At 71.4% G+C, this 19,877-nt stretch carries 15 protein-coding genes and 3 pseudogenes; 11 read left to right on the top strand and 7 right to left on the bottom strand.

Annotated elements, in window-relative coordinates; translation table 11 throughout:
* Positions 1-90 precede the first annotated feature (90 nt).
* Positions 91-1,434, bottom strand: coding sequence for an endonuclease domain-containing protein (locus ACFP2V_RS04380; protein ID WP_381205650.1), 1,344 nt, complete (start codon positions 1,432-1,434; stop codon positions 91-93).
* 479 nt (positions 1,435-1,913) lie between these two features.
* Between ACFP2V_RS04380 and ACFP2V_RS04385 the strand changes: the two genes are divergently transcribed.
* The 3 genes and pseudogenes from ACFP2V_RS04385 to ACFP2V_RS04395 all read left to right on the top strand — a co-directional run bounded on the left by ACFP2V_RS04385 (position 1,914) and on the right by ACFP2V_RS04395 (position 4,224).
* A complete protein-coding gene (locus tag ACFP2V_RS04385) occupies positions 1,914-3,056 on the top strand; it encodes a CapA family protein (RefSeq protein WP_381205655.1) in 1,143 nt (380 codons plus the stop codon).
* Between the two features lie 75 nt (positions 3,057-3,131).
* Positions 3,132-3,852: pseudogene (locus tag ACFP2V_RS04390) on the top strand (IS6 family transposase).
* Positions 3,853-3,930: 78 nt separating this feature from the next.
* A complete protein-coding gene (locus tag ACFP2V_RS04395; RefSeq protein ID WP_381205905.1) occupies positions 3,931-4,224 on the top strand; it encodes an integrase core domain-containing protein in 294 nt (97 codons plus the stop codon).
* A 15-nt stretch (positions 4,225-4,239) separates the two neighbouring features.
* Here the strand turns inward: ACFP2V_RS04395 and ACFP2V_RS04400 are convergent, their stop codons facing one another.
* Entirely contained in the window at positions 4,240-7,065 is a 2,826-nt protein-coding gene (locus ACFP2V_RS04400; protein WP_381205658.1) for an AMP-binding protein, read from the bottom strand.
* Positions 7,066-7,242: 177 nt separating this feature from the next.
* Here ACFP2V_RS04400 and ACFP2V_RS04405 point away from each other — a divergent pair, with 177 nt between their 5' ends.
* The 3 genes from ACFP2V_RS04405 (at position 7,243) to ACFP2V_RS04415 (ending at position 11,033) form a co-directional block, all read left to right on the top strand.
* Positions 7,243-8,289: an iron ABC transporter substrate-binding protein gene (locus ACFP2V_RS04405; protein WP_381205661.1), complete on the top strand. Its 1,047-nt coding sequence runs from the start codon at positions 7,243-7,245 to the stop codon at positions 8,287-8,289.
* Positions 8,290-8,487: 198 nt separating this feature from the next.
* Positions 8,488-9,975, top strand: a complete 1,488-nt coding sequence (locus ACFP2V_RS04410) for an ABC transporter permease (protein ID WP_381205664.1) — start codon at positions 8,488-8,490, stop codon at positions 9,973-9,975.
* Positions 9,976-9,989: 14 nt separating this feature from the next.
* Complete coding sequence (locus ACFP2V_RS04415) at positions 9,990-11,033, top strand: ABC transporter ATP-binding protein (protein ID WP_381205908.1); 1,044 nt, start codon at positions 9,990-9,992, stop codon at positions 11,031-11,033.
* A gap of 158 nt (positions 11,034-11,191) precedes the next feature.
* Here the strand turns inward: ACFP2V_RS04415 and ACFP2V_RS04420 are convergent, their stop codons facing one another.
* The gene (locus tag ACFP2V_RS04420) at positions 11,192-12,028 is read right to left on the bottom strand and encodes a group II intron maturase-specific domain-containing protein (RefSeq protein ID WP_381205667.1); all 837 of its coding nucleotides are present in this window, start codon (positions 12,026-12,028) and stop codon (positions 11,192-11,194) included.
* 13 nt (positions 12,029-12,041) lie between these two features.
* Positions 12,042-12,241, bottom strand: a pseudogene (locus tag ACFP2V_RS04425) (recombinase family protein); the annotation flags it as partial.
* A 38-nt stretch (positions 12,242-12,279) separates the two neighbouring features.
* On the opposite strand from ACFP2V_RS04425, the pseudogene ACFP2V_RS04430 reads away from it, so the two are divergent.
* Positions 12,280-12,588: pseudogene (locus tag ACFP2V_RS04430) on the top strand (hypothetical protein); the annotation flags it as partial.
* Positions 12,589-12,697: 109 nt separating this feature from the next.
* Here ACFP2V_RS04430 and ACFP2V_RS04435 read toward each other — a convergent pair.
* Both ACFP2V_RS04435 and ACFP2V_RS04440 read right to left on the bottom strand, forming a co-directional pair.
* Positions 12,698-12,892, bottom strand: coding sequence for a DUF1918 domain-containing protein (locus ACFP2V_RS04435; protein WP_381205670.1), 195 nt, complete (start codon positions 12,890-12,892; stop codon positions 12,698-12,700).
* A gap of 159 nt (positions 12,893-13,051) precedes the next feature.
* Positions 13,052-14,047 (bottom strand): DMT family transporter, encoded by a 996-nt coding sequence (locus ACFP2V_RS04440; RefSeq protein ID WP_381205673.1) that lies wholly within the window; start codon positions 14,045-14,047, stop codon positions 13,052-13,054.
* Here ACFP2V_RS04440 and ACFP2V_RS04445 point away from each other — a divergent pair.
* From ACFP2V_RS04445 to ACFP2V_RS04455, 3 genes are all read left to right on the top strand, one after another.
* A complete protein-coding gene (locus ACFP2V_RS04445; protein WP_381205676.1) occupies positions 14,046-15,485 on the top strand; it encodes an aminotransferase-like domain-containing protein in 1,440 nt (479 codons plus the stop codon). The genes ACFP2V_RS04440 and ACFP2V_RS04445 overlap by 2 nt on opposite strands.
* A gap of 50 nt (positions 15,486-15,535) precedes the next feature.
* Positions 15,536-15,973, top strand: coding sequence for a GNAT family N-acetyltransferase (locus tag ACFP2V_RS04450; RefSeq protein ID WP_381205679.1), 438 nt, complete (start codon positions 15,536-15,538; stop codon positions 15,971-15,973).
* A gap of 139 nt (positions 15,974-16,112) precedes the next feature.
* Positions 16,113-16,706 (top strand): histidine phosphatase family protein, encoded by a 594-nt coding sequence (locus tag ACFP2V_RS04455; RefSeq protein WP_381205682.1) that lies wholly within the window; start codon positions 16,113-16,115, stop codon positions 16,704-16,706.
* A gap of 27 nt (positions 16,707-16,733) precedes the next feature.
* Here the strand turns inward: ACFP2V_RS04455 and ACFP2V_RS04460 are convergent, their stop codons facing one another.
* A complete protein-coding gene (locus ACFP2V_RS04460; protein ID WP_381205685.1) occupies positions 16,734-17,174 on the bottom strand; it encodes a DUF6314 family protein in 441 nt (146 codons plus the stop codon).
* 170 nt (positions 17,175-17,344) lie between these two features.
* On the opposite strand from ACFP2V_RS04460, the gene ACFP2V_RS04465 reads away from it, so the two are divergent.
* Complete coding sequence (locus ACFP2V_RS04465) at positions 17,345-19,840, top strand: alpha-L-arabinofuranosidase C-terminal domain-containing protein (RefSeq protein ID WP_381205687.1); 2,496 nt, start codon at positions 17,345-17,347, stop codon at positions 19,838-19,840.
* Positions 19,841-19,877 lie beyond the last annotated feature (37 nt).

Genomic DNA, 19,877 nt, shown 5'->3' on the forward strand with positions numbered 1-19,877 from the left:
TCGGAGCGCCGAGCATGGCCGCGTCGCCGCAGGTCGCGGAGTGCGGTCCCGGCGGCCGCGAGGAATTGCGCAGCAGAGCCCGGTGCCTGCTCAAAACAGTTCCAGGTCCTCGCCGCTGGTGTCCGCGATGACTGGCCGGAACTGGGCAGGGAGGCCGTCCAGGCGGTCAGGACCGGCCGCGGCGGCCACGGCAGGGGCCGTCTCGGCCAACCAGGCACGAAACCGCTCGGAGGCTTCGCGGTAGGGGACTCGCGCCAGGACACGGTGCTCGCCGGAGGGGCAGAAGTCGACGGTGACAGTGAGCAGGCAGGAACGGGGCGCGTTCTGACTGCCCGTCCAGGACACGCGCAGGACACCGCAGGGCTTGCGCCCGCGGGGGGCGCGGTGGGTCGGGCGCAGCGATCGGCAGGCTATGTGGGCGGTCCATGCGGCGAGGTGCGGCAGGGGCAGGGTGGTGCGTGCGCGGCAGCCGGGGCAGCGGTGCCAGTGGCGGAGCCAGTCGGCGGTGTCGGTGTGGAAGAGGCGTGTGTAGCGGTTCGCCACGCGGATGTCGTTGCTGTACAGGTGGTCGGGGCGTTCTTGTGTGTTGCAGGACTGGCAGACGGGGGCGCGGACGTAGCCGTGTTCGTGGCAGTGGTCGAGCACGGTGGCGGGCGCGGTGCGGCAGACGGCGCACGCCCACCCGGCCACCTTGCGGGAGGTGCCGGGCTTCCTGCTGAGCACCGAGTACAGCTGGCCTTCCAGCTCTTTGTTGTACGGGCGCAGTGAGGCGGTGGGGCCCTCGGGGCTCGTCGTCTGCCGACCGTCGGCGTCTCGGGCCTGCCGGGGGTGGGAGGGCGGCTCGGTGACGGCTGCGCTTGTCTGGCGGGTCCGCGCGGCTTGCACCCACTGCGTTTCGGCGTGCTCGGCCGCGTCCAGCAGCCTGACCACAGCGCGCGGCAGCCACCACGTGCGCTGCGTCCCGTCGCGGGTCTGCTCCACGAGTATCTGTCGCCAGTCGATCCCCGCCAGATGGTACGGCCGGCCGACTTCACGTCGTGCTGCCCGCTCGGGGCCGCCCAGCCCCTGCAGTTCCCCCGTGATGCGCTGGCGCCAACGCAGCGGCGTTTCCTCGTTGCACTCCTGCCTCGGCGCCCCACGAAACGGACCGATGCGGACCAGGTCCTGCCGATCCATCCCAACCGCGTTCAGCTCCGCGGCCGCCCGGCGCACCTCAATCTCCGGAACACTCCACTGACTGTTGCTCGCCCTCACCGTCGCCACCACATGGCTGCCGAGCAGGACGTACCTCACCTGGGTACGGGCAGGAGAGCAGACGAATGCCCCAGAAGCCGTCGGCACAGCACTGTCGGCCGTCAAATCGACCCACAGAGCGTCCGCGGCAACCAGGGTGATCAGGCCGTCCGTGCGACCGGGCATGACACGCTCCGACATGCAGACAGGCTAACGGTCTGCAAAGCGGCAACGGGTCCCAAGTGCCTCGGTCGGCCGGGTCGCCGCCCGCAACTCCATATTCCTGAGCATCTGGTTCGTCAGCACCTCCCGTGCCCGTAGCCTCACCACCAGAACGTCAAGACCTGGGCAAGTCGCCCTCGCGCATCAGCGGTCCCCGAGCCCAGACGAATTGAGCAACAGAGTCATGATCTGGCTCAAAGACCTCACCCGGACGACCCGTTGATCACGACTCGATACGCGCCCCAGGCAGCCGCATCACGCGCCGACCGCCCCTGGCTCACCTGTCGGGGTTCCGATCGTCTGCGTCGGCACGCCCACATCCCAGAGCTCGGCGAACCGCTGAGTACCGATACACGGCTTGAGCTGCAGCGATGACTTTACGAGCCCCACAGGGTGAGCGCGTCGGGCGGGAAGCCCGCGCAATCCCGCCCCCTCGCAGGCGCGCCTATCGTAGAGGTATGACCAGCGGCGTGGTGACGCTGTTCGTATGCGGCGATGTGATGCTCGGACGCGGCGTCGACCAGATCCTGGCCCGGCCCGGTGACCGGCACTGCGGGAGCTACGCCGAGGACGCCCGGTCCTACGTCCGCCTGGCCGAGTCGATCAACGGTCCGGTCCCGGCCCCCGTGCCGCCCTCCTGGCCATGGGGCGAGGCACTCCGGTTGCTGGACTCCGCTGCCCCGGACGTGCGGATCGTTAATCTGGAGACCTCCGTCACCCGCAGTGACGCGTTCGCGCCCGGCAAGGCGGTGCACTACCGCATGCATCCGGCCAACGTGTCCGCCCTCACGGTCGCCCGCCCCGACGTCTGTGTCCTGGCCAACAACCACATACTGGACTTCGGCCGGGATGGCCTGGAGGAGACGCTGGACACGCTCGACCGCGCCGGCCTGCAGGTGGCGGGCGCCGGACGGAGCGTTGACGAGGCGTACCGGCCCGCCGCCGTCCCCAACCCGGCCGGCGGCCGTGTCCTGGTCCTCGCCCTCGGAGCAACCTCCAGCGGCATCCCGCCCGGCTGGGCGGCGACCGCCGCCCTCTCCGGCGTCGCCCACCTCCCCGACCTTTCGGCCGCCACGGCCGCCGCGGTGGTGCGGCGCATACGGCGGTTGAAGCGTGCGGGCGACATCGTGGTCGTGTCCGTGCACTGGGGCTCCAACTGGGGGTACCACGTCCCCCGCGAGCAGACCCGTTTCGCGCACGCCCTGGTGGACGGCGGTGCCGACCTCGTCCACGGACACTCCTCGCACCACCCCCGCCCCATCGAGGTGTACCGCCGGCGGCTGGTGCTGTACGGATGCGGCGACTTCATCGACGACTACGAGGGCATCGGCGGTTACGAGGAGTACCGCGACGACCTCCGGCTCGCCTACTTTGTCACGGTGGCGGCGGACAGCGGGCAGCTTCTCGGTCTGCGCATGGTGCCGCTGCGGGCAAGGCGCATGCGGCTGGAAGGCGCCCCGCACCGGGATGCCGTCTGGGTACGGGCGACCCTGAACCGCGTCAGCACTGGAGTCCACCTGGACCTGGAGAGCGATGGCACGCTCTCGCTGGATCCACGCCGGCAACACCCCCGCCCCGGAGCCTCACGAGGTCCGCGATGACCACCGACGGCACTGTCACGTTGGCTGACCGGGTGGGATGATCTTCGGGTTGATCATGGTGGAGGGGGACCGTCCGTGGGGAGTACGTCGCCGTCGTACAAGGGCCACCGCTACCCGGCCGGGGTCATCGCGCACTGCGTGTGGCGGTATTTCCGCTTCCCGCTCTCCTTCCGCGAAGTCGAGGAGCTGCTCCCGGCCCGGGGGATCACCGTCTCCCATGAGGCGATCCGCCGGTGGTGCGACCGGTTCGGCCCCCGGTACGCGGCCGCCCTGCGCCGCCACCGGCCCCGGGCCGGCGATAAGCGGCACCTGGACGAGGTGTTCGTCAAGATCAACAGGGTGCGGCAGTACCTGGGGCGGGCCGTGGACCAGCACGGGAACGTGCCTGGCATCCTGCTGCAGAACCGGCGGGACGAGGCCGCGGGCAGGCGTTTCTTCCGGAAGTTGATGAAGGAAGACCCGGCCGGTGCCCCGGATGATCGTCACCGACAAGCTCCGCTCCTACGGCGCCGCCCACCACGCGGTGATGCCCTCGGTCGAACACCGCTGTCACCAGGGCCTGAACAACCGGGCCGCGAACTCCCACCAGCCGACGAGGCAACGCGAGCGCGCGATGAAAGGCTTCCGATCGGTGGGTGCCGCACAACGGTTCCTGGCCGCGGTCAGCGGCATCTCGCCGCACTTCCGACCTCACCGTCACCTGCTCACCGCCCCCGACCACCGAGCCGAAATGACCGTCCGCTTCGCCATCTGGGACCACGTCACCGGAGTCGTCGGCGCGGCCGCAACGGCCTGAACACGGACCAGAACCGCAAACCCCCACGCCCCGACACACCGTCAGACGCCCACAAATCCAACAACGTGACAACGCCACCTGCCGCTCAGCGCGCCACCGGCGCCGCGCGGGAACGCCCGCTGCGAGCGAGTGAGCGGCGCGATCCGGCGCGAGGTCCCCGGCCACCTCCTGGTCGGGAACGAAGCCCATGCCCACCGGGTCCTAGCCGAGTACCGGGAGCACTGCACCACGCATCGGCCACACCGATCACGAGACCAACGAACCCCCGAGGCCCGGGTACGGTCGGCGGTATGGCACGAGCGCGGGTCCCGCGGGCTCCTGCGCACCCACGTCCTCGGCGGGGCCGTCAACGAGTCCCGAGACACGGCTTGAGCTGCAGCGATGACGCTACGAGCCCCACAGGTTCGGAGGCGGCGAGGGCCGCGTGCCCGGCCGCCCCGCCGCCTGGCGGCGCCCGGCGTGGCCGGGCGGGGTCCGGCCTCCCTCGTCCCAGACGCTCCCGGCAGATCCGGCTGTTGGCGTCGGGACGGAGACGGGGGAGTTCACGGCGGTCCCGAGTGGGGGAAGGAGCCGGTTCGTCAGACGCGTGGCCACCGCTCCGTACCCCACTCCGAACGCCAGGGAGACCAGCAGGGCCAGCACCGGGGAGTGGTCCCGCAGGTACGGGTAGACGTGGAAGTGCGTCAGGTAGATGTACAGCGAGCTGCCCGCGAGGATGCCTGCGAGCCGGTTGAGCGGGGAAACGCTGGGCAGGGCCGGGACCCACAGCAGCAGGGTCAGGCCGGCCACGACGATCGAGGTGCGCAGGGTCTGTCCCGCGGGGAACAGCCCCGGCACGGTGACCAGCAGGACCGCGGTCAGCAGCAGTCGCTGGGCCGTCGTGCGTGCCCGCGCCGCGGCCCAGCCCAGTGCGAACAGGAAGAAGACCACGGTCGGGCTGAGGTGGTAGCGGATGTGGGCGAGGTCCCAGAGGTCGTAGCGTCCGACCAGGCCCAGGCCCACCAGTGCCAGAGCGAAGCCGAACGGGCTGCGCCGCTCGGCGCGGTCCAGCAGCGGGATGGCCAGCAGCACCGTCAGCCCGGTCAGGAAGTAGACCAGCGCCTCGACGAACCAGTACCGCCACTCCGGGTCCGACCCGTCCTGGTCGAAGAGGCTGTTGGCCAGGACGATGTTGGCCAGGTCGTACTCGCGGGTCAGCAGCAGCGCGAAGGTGATCCACACCATGCTGGGAACGGCGATGCGTGCGATGCCACGCCACAGCCTCCGCAGACGGTCCCGGCGCTCATGCGCGGAGAGGTGGAAGCGGGCGAAGTTGAAGCCGGCCACGCCGAGGAGCACATGGGCGCCGCCCTGGATGGCGAAGACGGGGATGTGTGAGCCCACGATCAGGACGATGCCGATCGCGCGCAGGGCGATGCCGGTCTCCAGGGTGCGCAGGGATCTGTGCCACGGTCGCGGGGTTCGAGCGGAGTGCCGCTGAGTACGGTGGTCGAGCAGCTCCCGGATCGGTGTGGTGTGCCAGTTGGCGGGCAGCGTGCCCAGGACCTGCTCCAGTCGCAGTGACATCTCGACATAGGAGAGCGAGTCGCCGCCCAGACCCACGAAGCTGCTGTCCTCGGTGACGTCGGTCTGGTCGAGGATCAGCGCGTAGAGGGCGCACAGGTCGGCGACGGTGGCCCCGGGGCGGGGCGGCGGCACCACCTCTTCGCGTGCCAGTCGGCGTACGGCCTCGTAGTCGGGCTTGCCCGAGGCGAGCCGGGGAAGTTCGGGCTCCATCCGTACCCGTATCGCGCGGGGCGGCAGGCCGCAGTGGTCCGCGACCACGTGCCGGACATGTGCCGCGTCCACGCCCTCGGCGCCGACCGCGAGTACGGCCAGTGCGTCGTCGTCGCCCGCGCAGTAGGCAGGTATGCCCTGTTGCTCCAGGATCGCCTCGATGCGCTGCGGGTCTATCCGCAGCCCCAGGATCTTGGTGAATCTGCTGCGGCGTCCCACGATCTCGTACAGCCCGTCGGGGGCGCGCCGGGCGATGTCCCCGGTGTGCAGTTCCTCGACGGTGCGTCCCAGGGCGAGGTCGGCTGAGCCCTCGGCGTATCCGAGCATGACGTTCGGGCCGGAGTACACCAGCTCGCCCGTGTCCGGCTCGTCGATGCCGTCCACCGGTTGGAGCCGGAAGGAGCCACCGGGTATGGGCATGCCGACGGCGTGCGGGCGCTCGGCCGCGAGGGCCGGGGGCAGGTACGCCATGCGGGCCGTCGCCTCCGTCTGCCCGTACATCACGAACAGCTCCCAGCCCGCGCGGCGCCCGGACGTTGCGTAGCGTGCGACGCGTTCGGGTGCCATGCGGCCGCCGGCCTGGGTGACGTAGCGCAGGTGGGGCAGTTCCATGCTCGCGAAACCGACCCGGTCGAGCAGGTCGAAGGTGTACGGCACTCCGGCCAGTGCCGTGCCGCTCGCGGCGCGGAACAGGTCCCAGAAGCAGGCGTCGGTGACCGAGAGGCCGGTGACGATCAGTCCGGCGCCGCGCAGCAGATGGCTGTTGATGACCGACAGGCCGTAGCAGTAGTGCATGGGCAGCGTCGTCGCGGCGCGGTCGCTGTCGCCGATGTTCAGGTAGGTGGCGATGGACTCGGCGTTGGCCTGGAGGTTGTCGTGCGAGAGCCGGACCAGTTTCGGCGAGCCCGTCGATCCGGAGGTGGACAGCAGCAGGGCGAGGTCCGGGTGGAGGGTGTGGACCGTGGTCTCGCGCCGCTCGTCGACGATCCAGGTCGTGCCCTCCCCGTCCGTCCCGGGACGGACGACAACGTCGGGGTCGTAGCGGCCTACGAGTGAGCGCTGGGCGGTGTCGTTGTCGCCGGGGGTCAGCAGGAGGGGGTGGCCGGCGGTGAGGGCGGCGAGGTAGAAGACGAGGGCGTCCACCCGGTTGGCGCCCGCGAGCAGCACCAGGCGGCGGGCCGCGCCGAGACGTTCGGCCGCCGCGGTCACCCGCGTGGCGAGGTCGCGGTAGGACAGCTCGCCGGTCTCGGTGATCAGAGCCACGCGGTCGCCGTGCGTGGCGAGGTCGCGGGCGAACTTCACCGACCGCGGCCGCACCGGCGGCGTGGCCAATGGAGTTGGGACGGGATGCGGGCCGGGAAGAGCGGTGGGGGCCGAGGCGGGACGCGGGGACGGCTCGGCAAGCGGGGCCAGGATCGGCTCAGGCGACAGTGCCACGGGCGCGTGACCTTTCTGCGGCAGCGTCCGCAAGAAGAACAGATCCCTTGACAATTAGGCAAGGTTTACCTTACTAATAACATGTTCTCAGCTGGCTTGAAAGCACCGCACGCTGCTCGCCGACCGACGACGCGACCCGCGGCGTACGGGGGCGAGCCATGCAGGAAGGCGCACCCCATGCGACGCCCCCTGGCCGGCCGGATCACCGCGCTCATCGCGGCCGGCCTGCTCGTCCCCGCCCTCGCCGCCTGCGGCGCCGACGAGGGCAAGGGCTCCTCGGCCGAGGGCGGCGACTCCACCCTCGTCATCTACTCCGGGCGCAACGAGAAGCTGGTCAAGCCGATCCTCGACAAGCTGGAGAAGGCCGTCGGCGCCAAGGTCGAGGTGCGCTACGGCGACAGCGCCGAACTGACCGCGCAGATCCTGGAGGAGGGCGACCGCACCAAGGCCGGGCTGTTCTTCTCGCAGGACGCGGGCGCGCTCGGCGCCCTGTCCCAGGAGGGCAGACTGGCGAAGCTGCCGCAGTCCAGCCTCGACGAGGTGGACCCGGCCTACCGCGGCAGTGCGGGCGACTGGGTGGGACTGTCCGGGCGCGTGCGCGTCATCGCGTACAACCCGGACAAGGTCGGCGAGGGCAAGGTTCCGGACAGCATCCACGACGTGGTGAAGCCGGAGTGGAAGGGCAAGGTCGGCTTCGCGCCCACCAACGCCTCCTTCCAGGCCTTCGTCACCGGCATGCGGGTCCTGGAGGGCGACGACGCCACCCGCGAGTGGCTCAAGGGCCTGAAGGCCAACGGCAAGACCTACGCCAACAACCTGGCCACCCTGGACGCCGTCGAGTCCGGCGAGGTCTCCCTCGGCCTGGTCAACCACTACTACTGGTACGAGCGGGTCGCCGAGAAGGGCGAGGACAAGGTCACCGCCAAGCTGCACTTCCTGCCCGGCAAGGACCCCGGCGCGCTGATCAACGTGGCGGGCGCGGGCATCCTCAAGGACACCGGACAGAGCGAGGCCGCCCAGAAGGCCCTGGACTTCCTGCTGTCAAAGAAGGCACAGACCTACTTCGCGGACGAGACGAAGGAGTACCCGCTGGCCGCGGGTGTCACCAGCTCGGTGAAGGACCTGCCGCCGTTCGCATCGCTCGACTCCCCCGACATCGACCTCGGCGAACTGGAGTCGCTGCAGGAGACCCTGACCATGCTTCAGGACCAGGGTCTGGTCTGACCCGCCGTGCACACACCGCCGTCCACCACCAAGCGCCCGGCCGGAGCCCCTGCCCCGGCCGGGCGTGAGGGCCGTGAGCGTGCCGGGGGAGCGGGCCAGGACAGCCCGGCCCGTTCCGCCCGCTCCTTCCGCCTGCCCCTGCCCGGGAGAGCACGGACGCCGGGAAGCGGAGGTACGGCAGGCCAAAGACCGCCTCTGGTGCTGCTCGTACCCGCCTGCCTGGCTGCCGTCTTCGCCCTGCTGCCCCTCGGCTACCTCGCCGTCCGCGCCCTGGAACGCGGCCCCACCTTCGCCTGGGACATCGTCTCCGACCCGCGCACCCGAGACCTCCTCGGTCGTAGCCTCGGCCTGACCGCCGTGGTGGTGGCAGGCACTCTCGTGCTCGGCGTCTCGCTGGCCTGGCTGACCGTACGCACCACGCTGCCCGGGGCCCGCGCCTGGTCGGTGCTGGCCACCCTGCCGCTCGCCGTGCCCAGCTATGTCACGGCGTTCGCCTGGCTGTCGGCCGCGCCGCAGCTCGCGGGGTTCGGCGGAGCCGCGCTCGCGATGACCCTGGTCAGCTTCCCCTACGTCCTCCTGCCGGTCACCGCCGCACTGCGCGGCATCGACCCGGCGCAGGAAGAGTCCGCGCGCTCCCTGGGCAACGGGCCGCTGCGGACGTTCGTCCGGGTCATCCTGCCCCAGCTGCGACCGGCGGCCGGGGGCGGTGCCCTGCTCGTCGCGCTGTACACACTCTCCGACTTCGGCGCGGTCTCGCTGATGCGGTACGACACGTTCACCCTGGCCATTCACACCTCGTACCGCGCTTCCTTCGACCGCACCCCGGCGGCCGCACTCAGCGTGGTGCTGGTGGTGATGACGGTCGCCCTGGTCGCCGCCGAGGCCCGCACGCGCGGCCGGGCCGGGCATGCCAGGACCGGACGGGGCACCGCCCGCCCGGCGGTCCCCCTCGCCCTCGGCCGCTGGCGGTCACCCGCTCTCCTGTGGTGCACAGCGGTCGTGGCCGTCGCCGTGGTCTTCCCCCTGGCCGTCCTCGGGTACTGGCTGGCCGTCGGAAACTCCGCCACCTGGGACCTGGGCGGGCTCGCGGAAACGGCCTGGGCCACCCTCGGCGTCGCCGCCGCCGGCGCCGGCCTCACCACGCTTCTCGCCCTGCCGGTCGGGGTGCTCGCCGCCCGGCACCGCGGGCTCGGCGCCCGTCTGCTGGAGCAGGCCGCCTACGCCGGGCACGCGCTGCCCGGCATCACCGTCGCCCTCGCGCTGGTCTTCTTCGCGGTCCGCTACGCCTACCCCCTCTACCAGCAACTCCCGCTGCTCATCGGGGCGTACGCCGTGCTCTTCCTGCCCGTCGCGGTGGCCGCCACCCGCGCCGCCGTCCTCCAGGCGCCGCCCGTCCTGGACGACGTGGCACGCTCCCTCGGGCGCCGGCCGTGGCAGGTGCTGCGCGAGATCACCGTGCCGCTCGCCGCGCCCGGAGTGGCTGCCGGGGCCGCACTCACCTTCGTGGTCTGCATGAAGGAACTCCCCGCGACCCTCCTGCTGCGCCCCACCGGCATGGACACCCTCGCCACCCGGCTGTGGACCGAGACGGGAGCGGGATCCTTCGCGGCCGCCGCCCCCTACGCCGCCACGCTGATCCTGCTGGCCGCCGTCCCCTCCTACCTCCTGGGCAGGCATCGGACATGAACGATATGAGCGACATGAACGAACTGCACGTCGAAGGGCTCACCAAGTCCTACGGAGCCGGGGAACCGGTCCTGCGTAGCCTCGGACTCACCGTTCCGGCAGGGGCGCTGGCCGCCGTCCTGGGCCCCTCCGGCTGCGGCAAGACGACGCTGCTGCGGATCGTCGCCGGCTTCCTGCGCGCCGACGCCGGCACCGTCCGGCTCGGCGGCCGACTTCTCGGCGGGCCCGGTGTCCACCTCCCGCCGGAGCGGCGCCGGATCGGCATCGTGCCCCAGGAGGGCGCCCTCTTTCCCCACCTGAGCGTGGCCCGCAACGTCGCCTTCGGACTGACCGGCGCCGACCGCGGCGAACGGCGGCGCCGCACCGGGGAACTGCTGGAACTGGTGGGGCTCGCCGGATACGGCGACCGCATGCCGCACGAGCTGTCCGGGGGGCAGCAACAGCGCGTCGCGCTGGCCCGCGCACTCGCCCCGCGTCCCCAGCTCGTGCTGCTGGACGAGCCGTTCAACGCCCTGGACAGCGCACTGCGAGCAGGCGTGCGGTCGGACGTGCGGGCAGCGTTGCGGGACACGGGTGCGACGGCCCTGCTCGTCACCCACGACCAGCAGGAGGCCCTGTCCACCGCCGACCTCGTCGCCGTCGTACGCGACGGCGAGGTCGCCCAGTGCGACACCCCGCAGGACCTGTACCGGCGCCCCGTCGACCCCTGGGTCGCCCGCTTCGTCGGCGAAGCCGTGCTGCTCCCCGGCACCGTCGACGGCGACGGCACGGCCCTGACCCCGCTCGGTCCCGTGCCCCTCACCGCCCCCCCGAACGGACTCCGGACCGGCACGGTCCTGCTCCGCCCCGAACAACTCCGGCTCACCGCCCCGGACTCCGACGGCGCGGCCCGGGGCACCATCACCGACGTCCGCTACAACGGCCACGACGCCATGGTCACCGTGGCCGTCAAGGGCCACGACACCCCGGTCGACATCCGGACCACGGGCCCCGTGCCGGTACGCCCGGGGGAGGAGACGGGCGTCCGCGTCATGGGCGAGGCGGCCCTCCATCCCTGACGCCGAGTCGCCCGGACACAGGGCGCCCTCCCGCCTGGGAATCGCTGAGTAGGCCCGGAGCGCGGTGCCGGGATTGCTCCCGGTCCGTCCCTCCGGACCTCACGGCGCACACCCGCCGTGCGCCTCTCAACGCAACGGGCTCTCCACGATTCCTGCCGTCAGGCGTGGTTGATGCCGGTCCAGGGGTTGGGGATCCTCGACGCCCGATAGCGGTAGCGGGTGACCGTCACCGCTTCGATGTCGAACAATTCGATCCCGTCCGTGTGTGGGCGGCGCCAGCCCCCGCGGGGGTCGGCGAGCCACCGGCGGACGTCCTTCCACCGCCGGCGATGCAGGGCTCTCAGCCACCGGACCACCCGCCACCAGACGAAGTACTCCAGTTTGCTGAAGGTATCTTTGGCCACTGCGTGCTTGAAGTAGTCGGCCCAGCCGCGCATGATCTGGTTGAGACGGATCAGCACGTTCCTGGGTGGGAGTTGCGACGTCCTGTGTGTCAGGGCCCGGATCTTCGCCTTCAGCGACCGGAGGGGCCGGTCGGCGATGAAGGTGTAGACGTATCGCTTGTTCGTGCCTCGCTTGCGGCGCCACTGGATGCGGAACCCCAGGAAGTCGAACCCGTCGGCCATGTCCACGATCCGGGTCTTGGCCGGTGACAGCCGAAGTCCCAGAGGTTCCAGCACATGAGCGACGTCTTCGTGCAGCACTTCGACGTCATCGCGAGTGCCGTTCACGAGAACGACGAAGTCGTCCGCGTGACGGACAAGCCGCCACCTGGACAGCCCTCGGTAACGACGCATCGTCCGCCGGGAGTTGGTGCTCATCTCTCCGCCGTTCTTCCACGGCCCGTGCAGGTGCTCGTCGAGCGCCGACAGGACAATATTGAAGATCAGCGGTGAGAGGATCCCGCCCTGCGGAGTGCCGGTGTGGGTGTCCTGATACCGGCCGTCCTCGGTGAGGACGCCGGCCTTCAAGAACGCCTTGACCAGCTCCAGCACCCAATGCCGTGTCCTCGTTGGCCTTCCGCCAGAGGTCGAGCTCCTGGCGCACGGGGGACGTCGTGTCGTCAGTGAGAATGGACAGACGTACAGAGAGCAGGGCTCGGGCGCATCCTCGGGAAGCTGGCTGTTGATCTCCTGTAGGTGACGGAGCTGGGAGAGCTCTTCGTCGGTCCATGAGTGGTTGAGGTCCGGAGCCGTGATGGTCGTCATGCGCCCAGGCCAGCTGTTGTCACATCGGATACTTATAGCCACAGCTCTACTGGAGTACCGGCTTCACCGCTGCCGACTGCGCGAAGCTGCTGCCCTGGTGGTCCGCGGTCGTGGAGGGCTCCGGGACACAGCTGTACGTGGGGGAGGCGCTCTACAAGGCGGGCGACCCGGCGCAGCCCGCCGCCTGGCAGGACCCGGCCGAGCTGTCCCGGCGCCTCACGCTCGCGACGTCCTACCCGCAGGCGCGCGGGCACGTCTTCTTAGCCGCCCGGGAGGTGGCCGCCGACCCGACCGGTGCGATGGCCCGGGTGGTCGCCGACCACTACGGCCAGCCGACGTCCTCCCCGGTCCGACGGACCGGGGAGTCGGAGGCCGGTCGTTGCCCCAGGGGCTTTCACTCGGGCCGGCCGGATCAGGGAGCCCGGCCGGCGTTGACAATGCTCGGGATCCATACAGCTAGTGCTGATGACTCCTGTGCCGGATCTCGGAATCGGGGCCGGGGGAGCACACGGCCTCGTGCCCGTCCTCGAAGCGGACGCGGTAGGGCGGATCGCCCTTCGGGCCCATCACTTCGACGATCTCGGCGACCTTGTCGTGCTGACCGACCACCCTGCCGTGCTGGACAAGCCGGTCGCCCACAGATGCGCGCATCGGGGTCTCCTCACCATGTGCGGGAGCAGCGGTCCGTGGCTCCGAGTCTACGGCGGAGTGGGTGGTCCGGCAGGGCGTGTGCCGGGCGCCCCGCTGCTGGGCGCCTCGGGCGGTGGTCGGCAGGGCTGCCGTCGTGGGTACGTGCGTCCGTACGGTCCGTCAGCCGCGTGCCCGCTGTGTGACGGCGATGCACACCAGTACGGCCACCGCCGTCAGCGGGGCCGCCGCTGTGGGGTGCTCGCTCAGGAGAAGCACCGACCACACCAGGGTGAGCAGCGGCTGGGCGAGCTGGAGCTGGCTGGCCCGGGGGATGCCGATCGCCGCCATGCCCCGGTACCAGACCACCAGCCCCAGGAACTGGGACCCCGCCGCCACCCACAGCACTCCGGCCACGCTGTGCGCGGTCAGCCGCACCGGCTCGACGGCCAGCGCGAGGGCGGCGGCCGGTACGGCGAGCGGCAGGCACAGCACCAGCGCCCAGCTGATCACCTGCCGGCCCGGCATCACCCGGGCCAGCCTGCCGCCCTCCGTGTACCCGGCCGCGCACACCACCAGCGCCGCGAAGAGATACAGATCGGCCGTGGTCAGCGCGCCGCCGCTCTGCCCCACCGTGAAGACCGCCACCGCGACGGCACCCGCGAGGGCCGCCGCCCAGAAAGTGCGCGAAGGGCGCGAGCCGACGCGCAGCGCGGAGAACAGCGCGGTGGTGAGCGGGAGCAGACCGACCACGACGGCCGCGTGCGCGGTGGTCGACGTCTGCAGGGCCAGCGTGGTCAGCAGCGGGAACCCGAGGACGACCCCGGCGGCGACCACCGCGAGCCCCGGCCAGTGCCGGCGGGCGGGCAGCGGCACACCGCGCCACCGCGCCGGGCCCTTGCGGGGACGCACCGGAACACCTGCCGCTTCCGCCTCCAGAGCCCCCGCCCGCGTCCCCACCGCGAGCAGGCAGCCGCCCGCGATCAGCCCCGCCAGCACGCAGCGCACGGCCACCAGGGACCAGGGGCCGAATCCCTCCAGCCCCCAGGCGGTGGCCGGGAAGGTGAGCGAGAAGGCGATGACGCCGAGGGCGGCCTGCAGGGTGCCGAGGCCGGTGCGGTCCCGGCGGGCGGGGACCGCTATCGGGTCCGCGTCAGTAGCGCTACTCTCTGCTCTCATGCATGAGCGTAGCAGCGTTGCCGATCTGACGGATCGGCTGCGACGGGAGCTGGACCGCTACTCGCCGGGTGGAAAGCTCCCGTCGAGCCGGGTACTTGTGGAGCGGTTCCGGGTGAGCCCCGTGACCGTCTCGCGGGCGTTGGCTCAGCTCGCCGCCGAGGGGCTGGTGGTGACCCGGCCCGGCGCCGGCGCGTTCCGTGCCACCCGGCCCGCGTCCTCGGCCCCCACGGCCGGTGACACCTCCTGGCAGGAGGTCGCGCTCAGTGCCGAGGGCGCCACCGATCTCGTGCCCCGCTCGGTCGACGCCTCCGGCGTCCTGGTCTCGCTCGCCGCTCCCGCGCCCGGTGTGATCGAGTTCAACGGCGGCTATCTGCACCCCTCACTGCAGCCGGAGCGCGCGATGGCGGCCGCACTGTCCCGGGCCGGGCGCCGGCCGGGGGCCTGGGGGAGACCGCCCGTGGAAGGGCTGGTGGAGCTGCGCGAGTGGTTCGCGCGCAGCGTCGGAGGCGCGGTCACCGCGGCGGGGGTGCTGATCACCGCGGGCGGCCAGTCCGCGCTGACCACCGCCCTGCGCGCGCTCGCCCCGCCCGGCGCCCCTGTCCTCGTGGAGTCGCCCACCTATCCCGGCATGCTGGCCGTCGCCCGTGCCGCCGGACTGCGCCCGGTGCCCGTGCCGGTGGACGCGGACGGGGTACGGCCGGAGCTGCTCGCCGACGCCTTCCGGGCCACCGGCGCCCGGGTCCTCGTCTGCCAGCCCCTGTTCCAGAACCCCACCGGCGCCGTACTCGCCCCTGAACGGCGCGGCGAGGTGCTGCGCATCGCACGCGAGGCGGGCGCGTTCGTCGTCGAGGACGACTTCGTCCGGCGCCTGGTCCACGAGGACGCGGGCCCCCTGCCCCGCCCGCTGGCCGCCGACGACCCCGACGGCGTCGTCGTCCACGTCTGCTCGCTCACCAAGGCGACCTCGCCGAGCTTCAGGGTGAGCGCCCTCCTCGCGCACGGCCCGGTGCTGGAGCGGCTGCGCGCCATTCAGATCGTCGACACCTTCTTCGTCCCCCGCCCTCTCCAGGAGGCCGCACTGGAACTCGTCGGCTCGCCCGCCTGGCCGCGTCATCTCCGCTCGGTATCAGCTGAGTTGAGGGACCGCCGGGACACGATGACCACCGCGCTCCGGCTCCGCCTGCCCGAACTCGCCCTGCCGCACATCCCGGCCGGCGGCTACCACCTGTGGCTGCGCCTGCCCGACGGCATCGCCGAGTCCGCCCTGACCGCGGCGGCCCTGCGCGCCGGCGTCGCCGTCACCCCGGGCCGCCCGTACTTCAGCGCCGAGCCCCCGGCCGCCCACCTGCGGCTGAGCTTCGCGGCGGTGGCGGGCGCCGGGGAGATCACGGAGGGCGTACGGCGCCTGCGTACCGCCTGCGACGAGGTGCTGGGGTGACCGCGGAAAGCTGTTCACCGCCGCCGGGCGCGACGTGCGAGCATCACTCCATGAACGCCGTGCCGCGCCTGCCCGAGGGCTACGAAATCTCCACCGACCCCGCCCGTATCGACGCCGCACGCGTGCACCACTGGCTGTCCACGGACGCGTACTGGGCGCGTGGACGCTCCCGTGAGAAGCAGGACGCGGCGATCGCGGGCTCGCTCAATCTCGGCGTGTACGCGACGGTCTCGGGGGAGCAGGTGGCTTACGCCCGCGTCATCACCGACCGGGCGACCTTCGCATGGCTGTGCGATGTGTACGTCGGCCCGTCGGTGCGGGGCAAGGGTCTCGGCACGGCCCTGGTGGCGGCCGTACGGGAGGAGCTGCGGCCGTACGGGCTGCGACGCATCCTGCTCGCCACGCACGACGCGCACGGTGTCTACGCCAGGCTCGGGTTCCGGGCGCTGGACCGGCCCGATCACTGGATGGCACTCGCCCTCGAGTGACGGCACCCGGGCGGCTGCGGCCGGAGTTTCGCGTGACTTGTCCGTCAGATCCTGACTCCCACGGAAGACCAGGCCCACACTGGGTAAAGCCATGGCCGTACCCCTTGATTTGCTCACTTGCGGGACTGACCATCGCCGCATGGCACTTCGGGTCACGTTCGTTGCCGCAGCGGGGAGTTCCTCGCGACTGACCGAGCGTTTCGGGGACGACCGGCCGCTGGACCGGGCCGGCTGGAGCGAGGTGCAGTATGTGGCCCATGCGCTGCTGCCGCTCGCCGCGGCCGATCTGCGCTACTGCTCACCGAACCCGCGCAGCCGTGCCACCGGGGACGGCCTCGGCTACACCCCGCTGGTGCAACTCGCCCTGCGTGACTGCGACATGGGCCGCTGGCGCGGGCTGACCCTGGGAGAGGCCATGGCCCGCGAACCGGAGGCCGTGGACGCCTGGCTCGCCGACCCGCGTGCCACCCCGCACGGCGGGGAGTCGCTCCTGGACTTCATCACCCGCGTCGGCGGCTGGCTCGACACCCGGCCGGCGGAGGACAACTGCCGGGTGGTCGCGGTGGCCGAACCGTCCGTGATCCGCGCCGCACTGGTGTACGCGCTGAAGGCGCCGCCCGCGACCTACTGGAACATCGACGTCCGCTCGCTGTCACGGGTGAGCGTCGCCGGACGGGCCGGCCGCTGGAGCCTGCGCATCGAAGGGATCTCCCCTCAGCCGACACGGATATAGCCGTTCGTCTCCCGCGTAGAGGGGCCGTCAGCCCCCGCGGACGTAGCCGGTGTCGAGCTCCAGGTCCTTGGCCGGGCCGCGCACCCGCCAGACCGTCCGCCAGTGGTCCTCGTCGCGGACGGTGAACTCGCCCCGGTAGAGGTCCGCGGAACAGGGGTGGTCGACGACGTACCGGCCCACCGAGAGATCCAGGGCGTGGAACGGCCGGCCGTCCGCGAACCGCACGTCCACCGCACCGCCGGGTCCGGGGAGGAAACGCAGGGTGCGTTCGGCGGGCCGGGGGACGCCCCGCCAGGTGAAGGTGCCGGACTCCTGGTGCAGCAGGCCGCCGCCCTCCAGCGGGCCGAAAAGCGTGGTCCCCTCGAACCGTCCGAGGTCGCCGCCGGCGAGGTCCCGCACGGTCCGGGTCACCCGCCAGGCTCCCCCCAGGTAGGCCAGGGCGTCCGGTACCGGCCAGAACTCGCCCATCCCGCTTCGCTCCCCGTGGTGTTCGTCGGCGCACGCACCATTGACGTGCTCCTGCCTCCTCTCTATCTTGCCGTTCGAAGTGCTGACCATCGATCGACATATCGAACGTATCCGAGAGTGTCACGTCAGTCGAAGCTCCTCCCCCTCCCATCGAGAGCTGCGGAGTATCCATGTCACGCACCGCCCGCACCCGTCCACGCGCCCGCCTCCGAACAGGCCTCACCGCCACCGCGTTACTGACCGCCGCCGCCCTGCTGCCGGCCCCCGCGCACGCCGAGGACGTCACCGACTACACGATCACCGTCGACCCGCGCGCCGAGGGGGCCGCGATCGGCGACACGATGTACGGCGTCTTCTTCGAGGACATCAACCGGGCCGCCGACGGCGGGCTGTACGCCGAGCTCGTGCAGAACCGGTCCTTCGAGTACTCCACCGCCGACCACGGCTCCTACACGCCCCTGACCTCCTGGACCACCGGCGGCACGGCCGAGGTGCGCAACGACTCCGGCCGGCTCGACGAACGCAACCGCAGCTACCTCTCCCTGGGCGCCGGTTCGTCCGTCGTGAACGCGGGCTACAACACCGGCATCCGGGTGGAGCAGGGCAAGCGGTACGACTTCTCGGTCTGGGCCCGGGCCGGGAGCGGCAGCACCCTCACCGTCTCGCTCAAGGACGCCGCCGGCACCCTCGCGAACATCCGCCGGGTGGCCGTCAAGGGGGGCTGGGCCCGGTACGAGGCCACCTTCACCGCCGCCCGTACCAGCAACCGCGGACGCCTCGCCGTCGCCTCCTCCGGTACCGCGGCCCTCGACATGGTGTCGCTGTTCCCGCGCGACACCTACAAGAGGCAGCCGAACGGCCTGCGCAAGGACCTCGCCGAGAAGATCGCCGCCCTGAAGCCCGGCTTCGTCCGCTTCCCCGGCGGCTGCCTGGTCAACACCGGCTCCATGGAGGACTACAGCGAGGACTCCGGCTGGCAGCGCAAGCGCGCCTACCAGTGGAAGGACACCGTCGGGCCGGTCGAGGAGCGCGCCACCAACGCCAACTTCTGGGGCTACAACCAGAGTTACGGCCTCGGCTACTACGAGTACTTCCGCTTCGCCGAGGACGTCGGCGCGATGCCGCTCCCGGTCGTGCCCGCGCTGGTCACCGGATGCGGCCAGAACAGAGCCACCGACGACGAGGAACTGCTGGAGCGGCACATCCAGGACACCCTCGACCTGATCGAGTTCGCCAACGGCCCGGCGAACTCGACGTGGGGCAGGGTGCGCGCGGAGATGGGCCACCGGGGGCCCTTCGGCCTCACCCACATCGGGGTCGGCAACGAGGAGAACCTGCCCAGGGAGTTCTTCGCCCGCTTCGAGCGGTTCCGCGCGGCGATCGAGGCCGAGTACCCGGACATCACCGTCATCTCCAACTCCGGCCCGGACGACACCGGTACGACCTTCGACACCCTCTGGAAGCTCAACCGGGAGAACGCCGTCGACATGGTCGACGAGCACTACTACAACAGCCCGCAGTGGTTCCTGCAGAACAACGACCGCTACGACTCCTACGACCGCGGCGGCCCGAAGGTCTTCCTCGGCGAGTACGCCTCGCAGGGCAACGCCTGGAAGAACGGCCTGGCCGAAGCCGCGTTCATGACCGGCCTGGAGCGCAACGCGGACATCGTCGAACTCGCCTCGTACGCACCGCTGCTGGCCAACGAGGACTACGTCCAGTGGTCGCCGGACATGATCTGGTTCAACAACCACGCCTCCTGGGGCTCGGCCGACTACGAGGTCCAGAAGCTGTTCATGACCAACACCGGGGACCGCGTGGTCCCGTCGGAGGCGAGCGGCACGCCGGACGTCAGCGGCCCCATCAGCGGCGCGGTCGGCCTGTCGACCTGGGCCACCAGCGCCGCGTACGACGACGTACGGGTGACCGCCGCCGATGGCGCGCCTCTGCTGAGCGACGACTTCTCCGGCGACGCCTCGCAGTGGAAGCACAGCGGCGGCGGCAGCTGGAGCGTCCAGGACGGGCAGTACGTCCAGACCGACGAAGCGGCCGAGAACACCCTGGTCACGGCGGGTGACCCGGCCTGGCAGGGCTACGACCTGCACGTGCGGGCGACCAAGAGGTCCGGCAAGGAAGGCTTCCTCGTCGCCTTCGGGGTCAAGGACACCGGAAACTACTACTGGTGGAACCTGGGCGGCTGGAACAACACCCGGTCCGCGGTCGAACAGGCCGTGGACGGCGGCAAGTCGACGTTGATCTCCCAGGCCGGATCGATCGAGACGGGCCGCGCCTACGACATCGACGTCAAGGTGCGCGGCCGCCAGGTGACCCTCTATCTCGACGGACAGGAGTGGGGCGGCTTCACCGACGACAAGCCGGCCGAGCCGTTCCGCCAGGTCGTCACCGAGGACGACCGCACCGGCGACCTGATCGTCAAGGTCGTCAACGCCCAGCCCGCCGAGGCCCGCACGGCCATCGACCTCGGCGGCGCGAGGACCGCCTCCACCGCCCGGGTGATTACCCTGGCCGCCGACGCGGACGCGGTGAACACGGAGACGGACACCCCGGTGACCCCGGTGGCGTCCACGCTCCGGGGCGTGTCCGGCAAATTCACGTACACGTTCCCGGGGAACTCCGTGACGTTCCTGCGGATCAAGCGGCGGTAGCGAACCGGCAGCGCCCGGGTGGGGGCCGCCGTCCCCG

The organism is Streptomyces incanus (assembly GCF_042656345.1).
Classification (GTDB): domain Bacteria; phylum Actinomycetota; class Actinomycetes; order Streptomycetales; family Streptomycetaceae; genus Streptomyces; species Streptomyces incanus.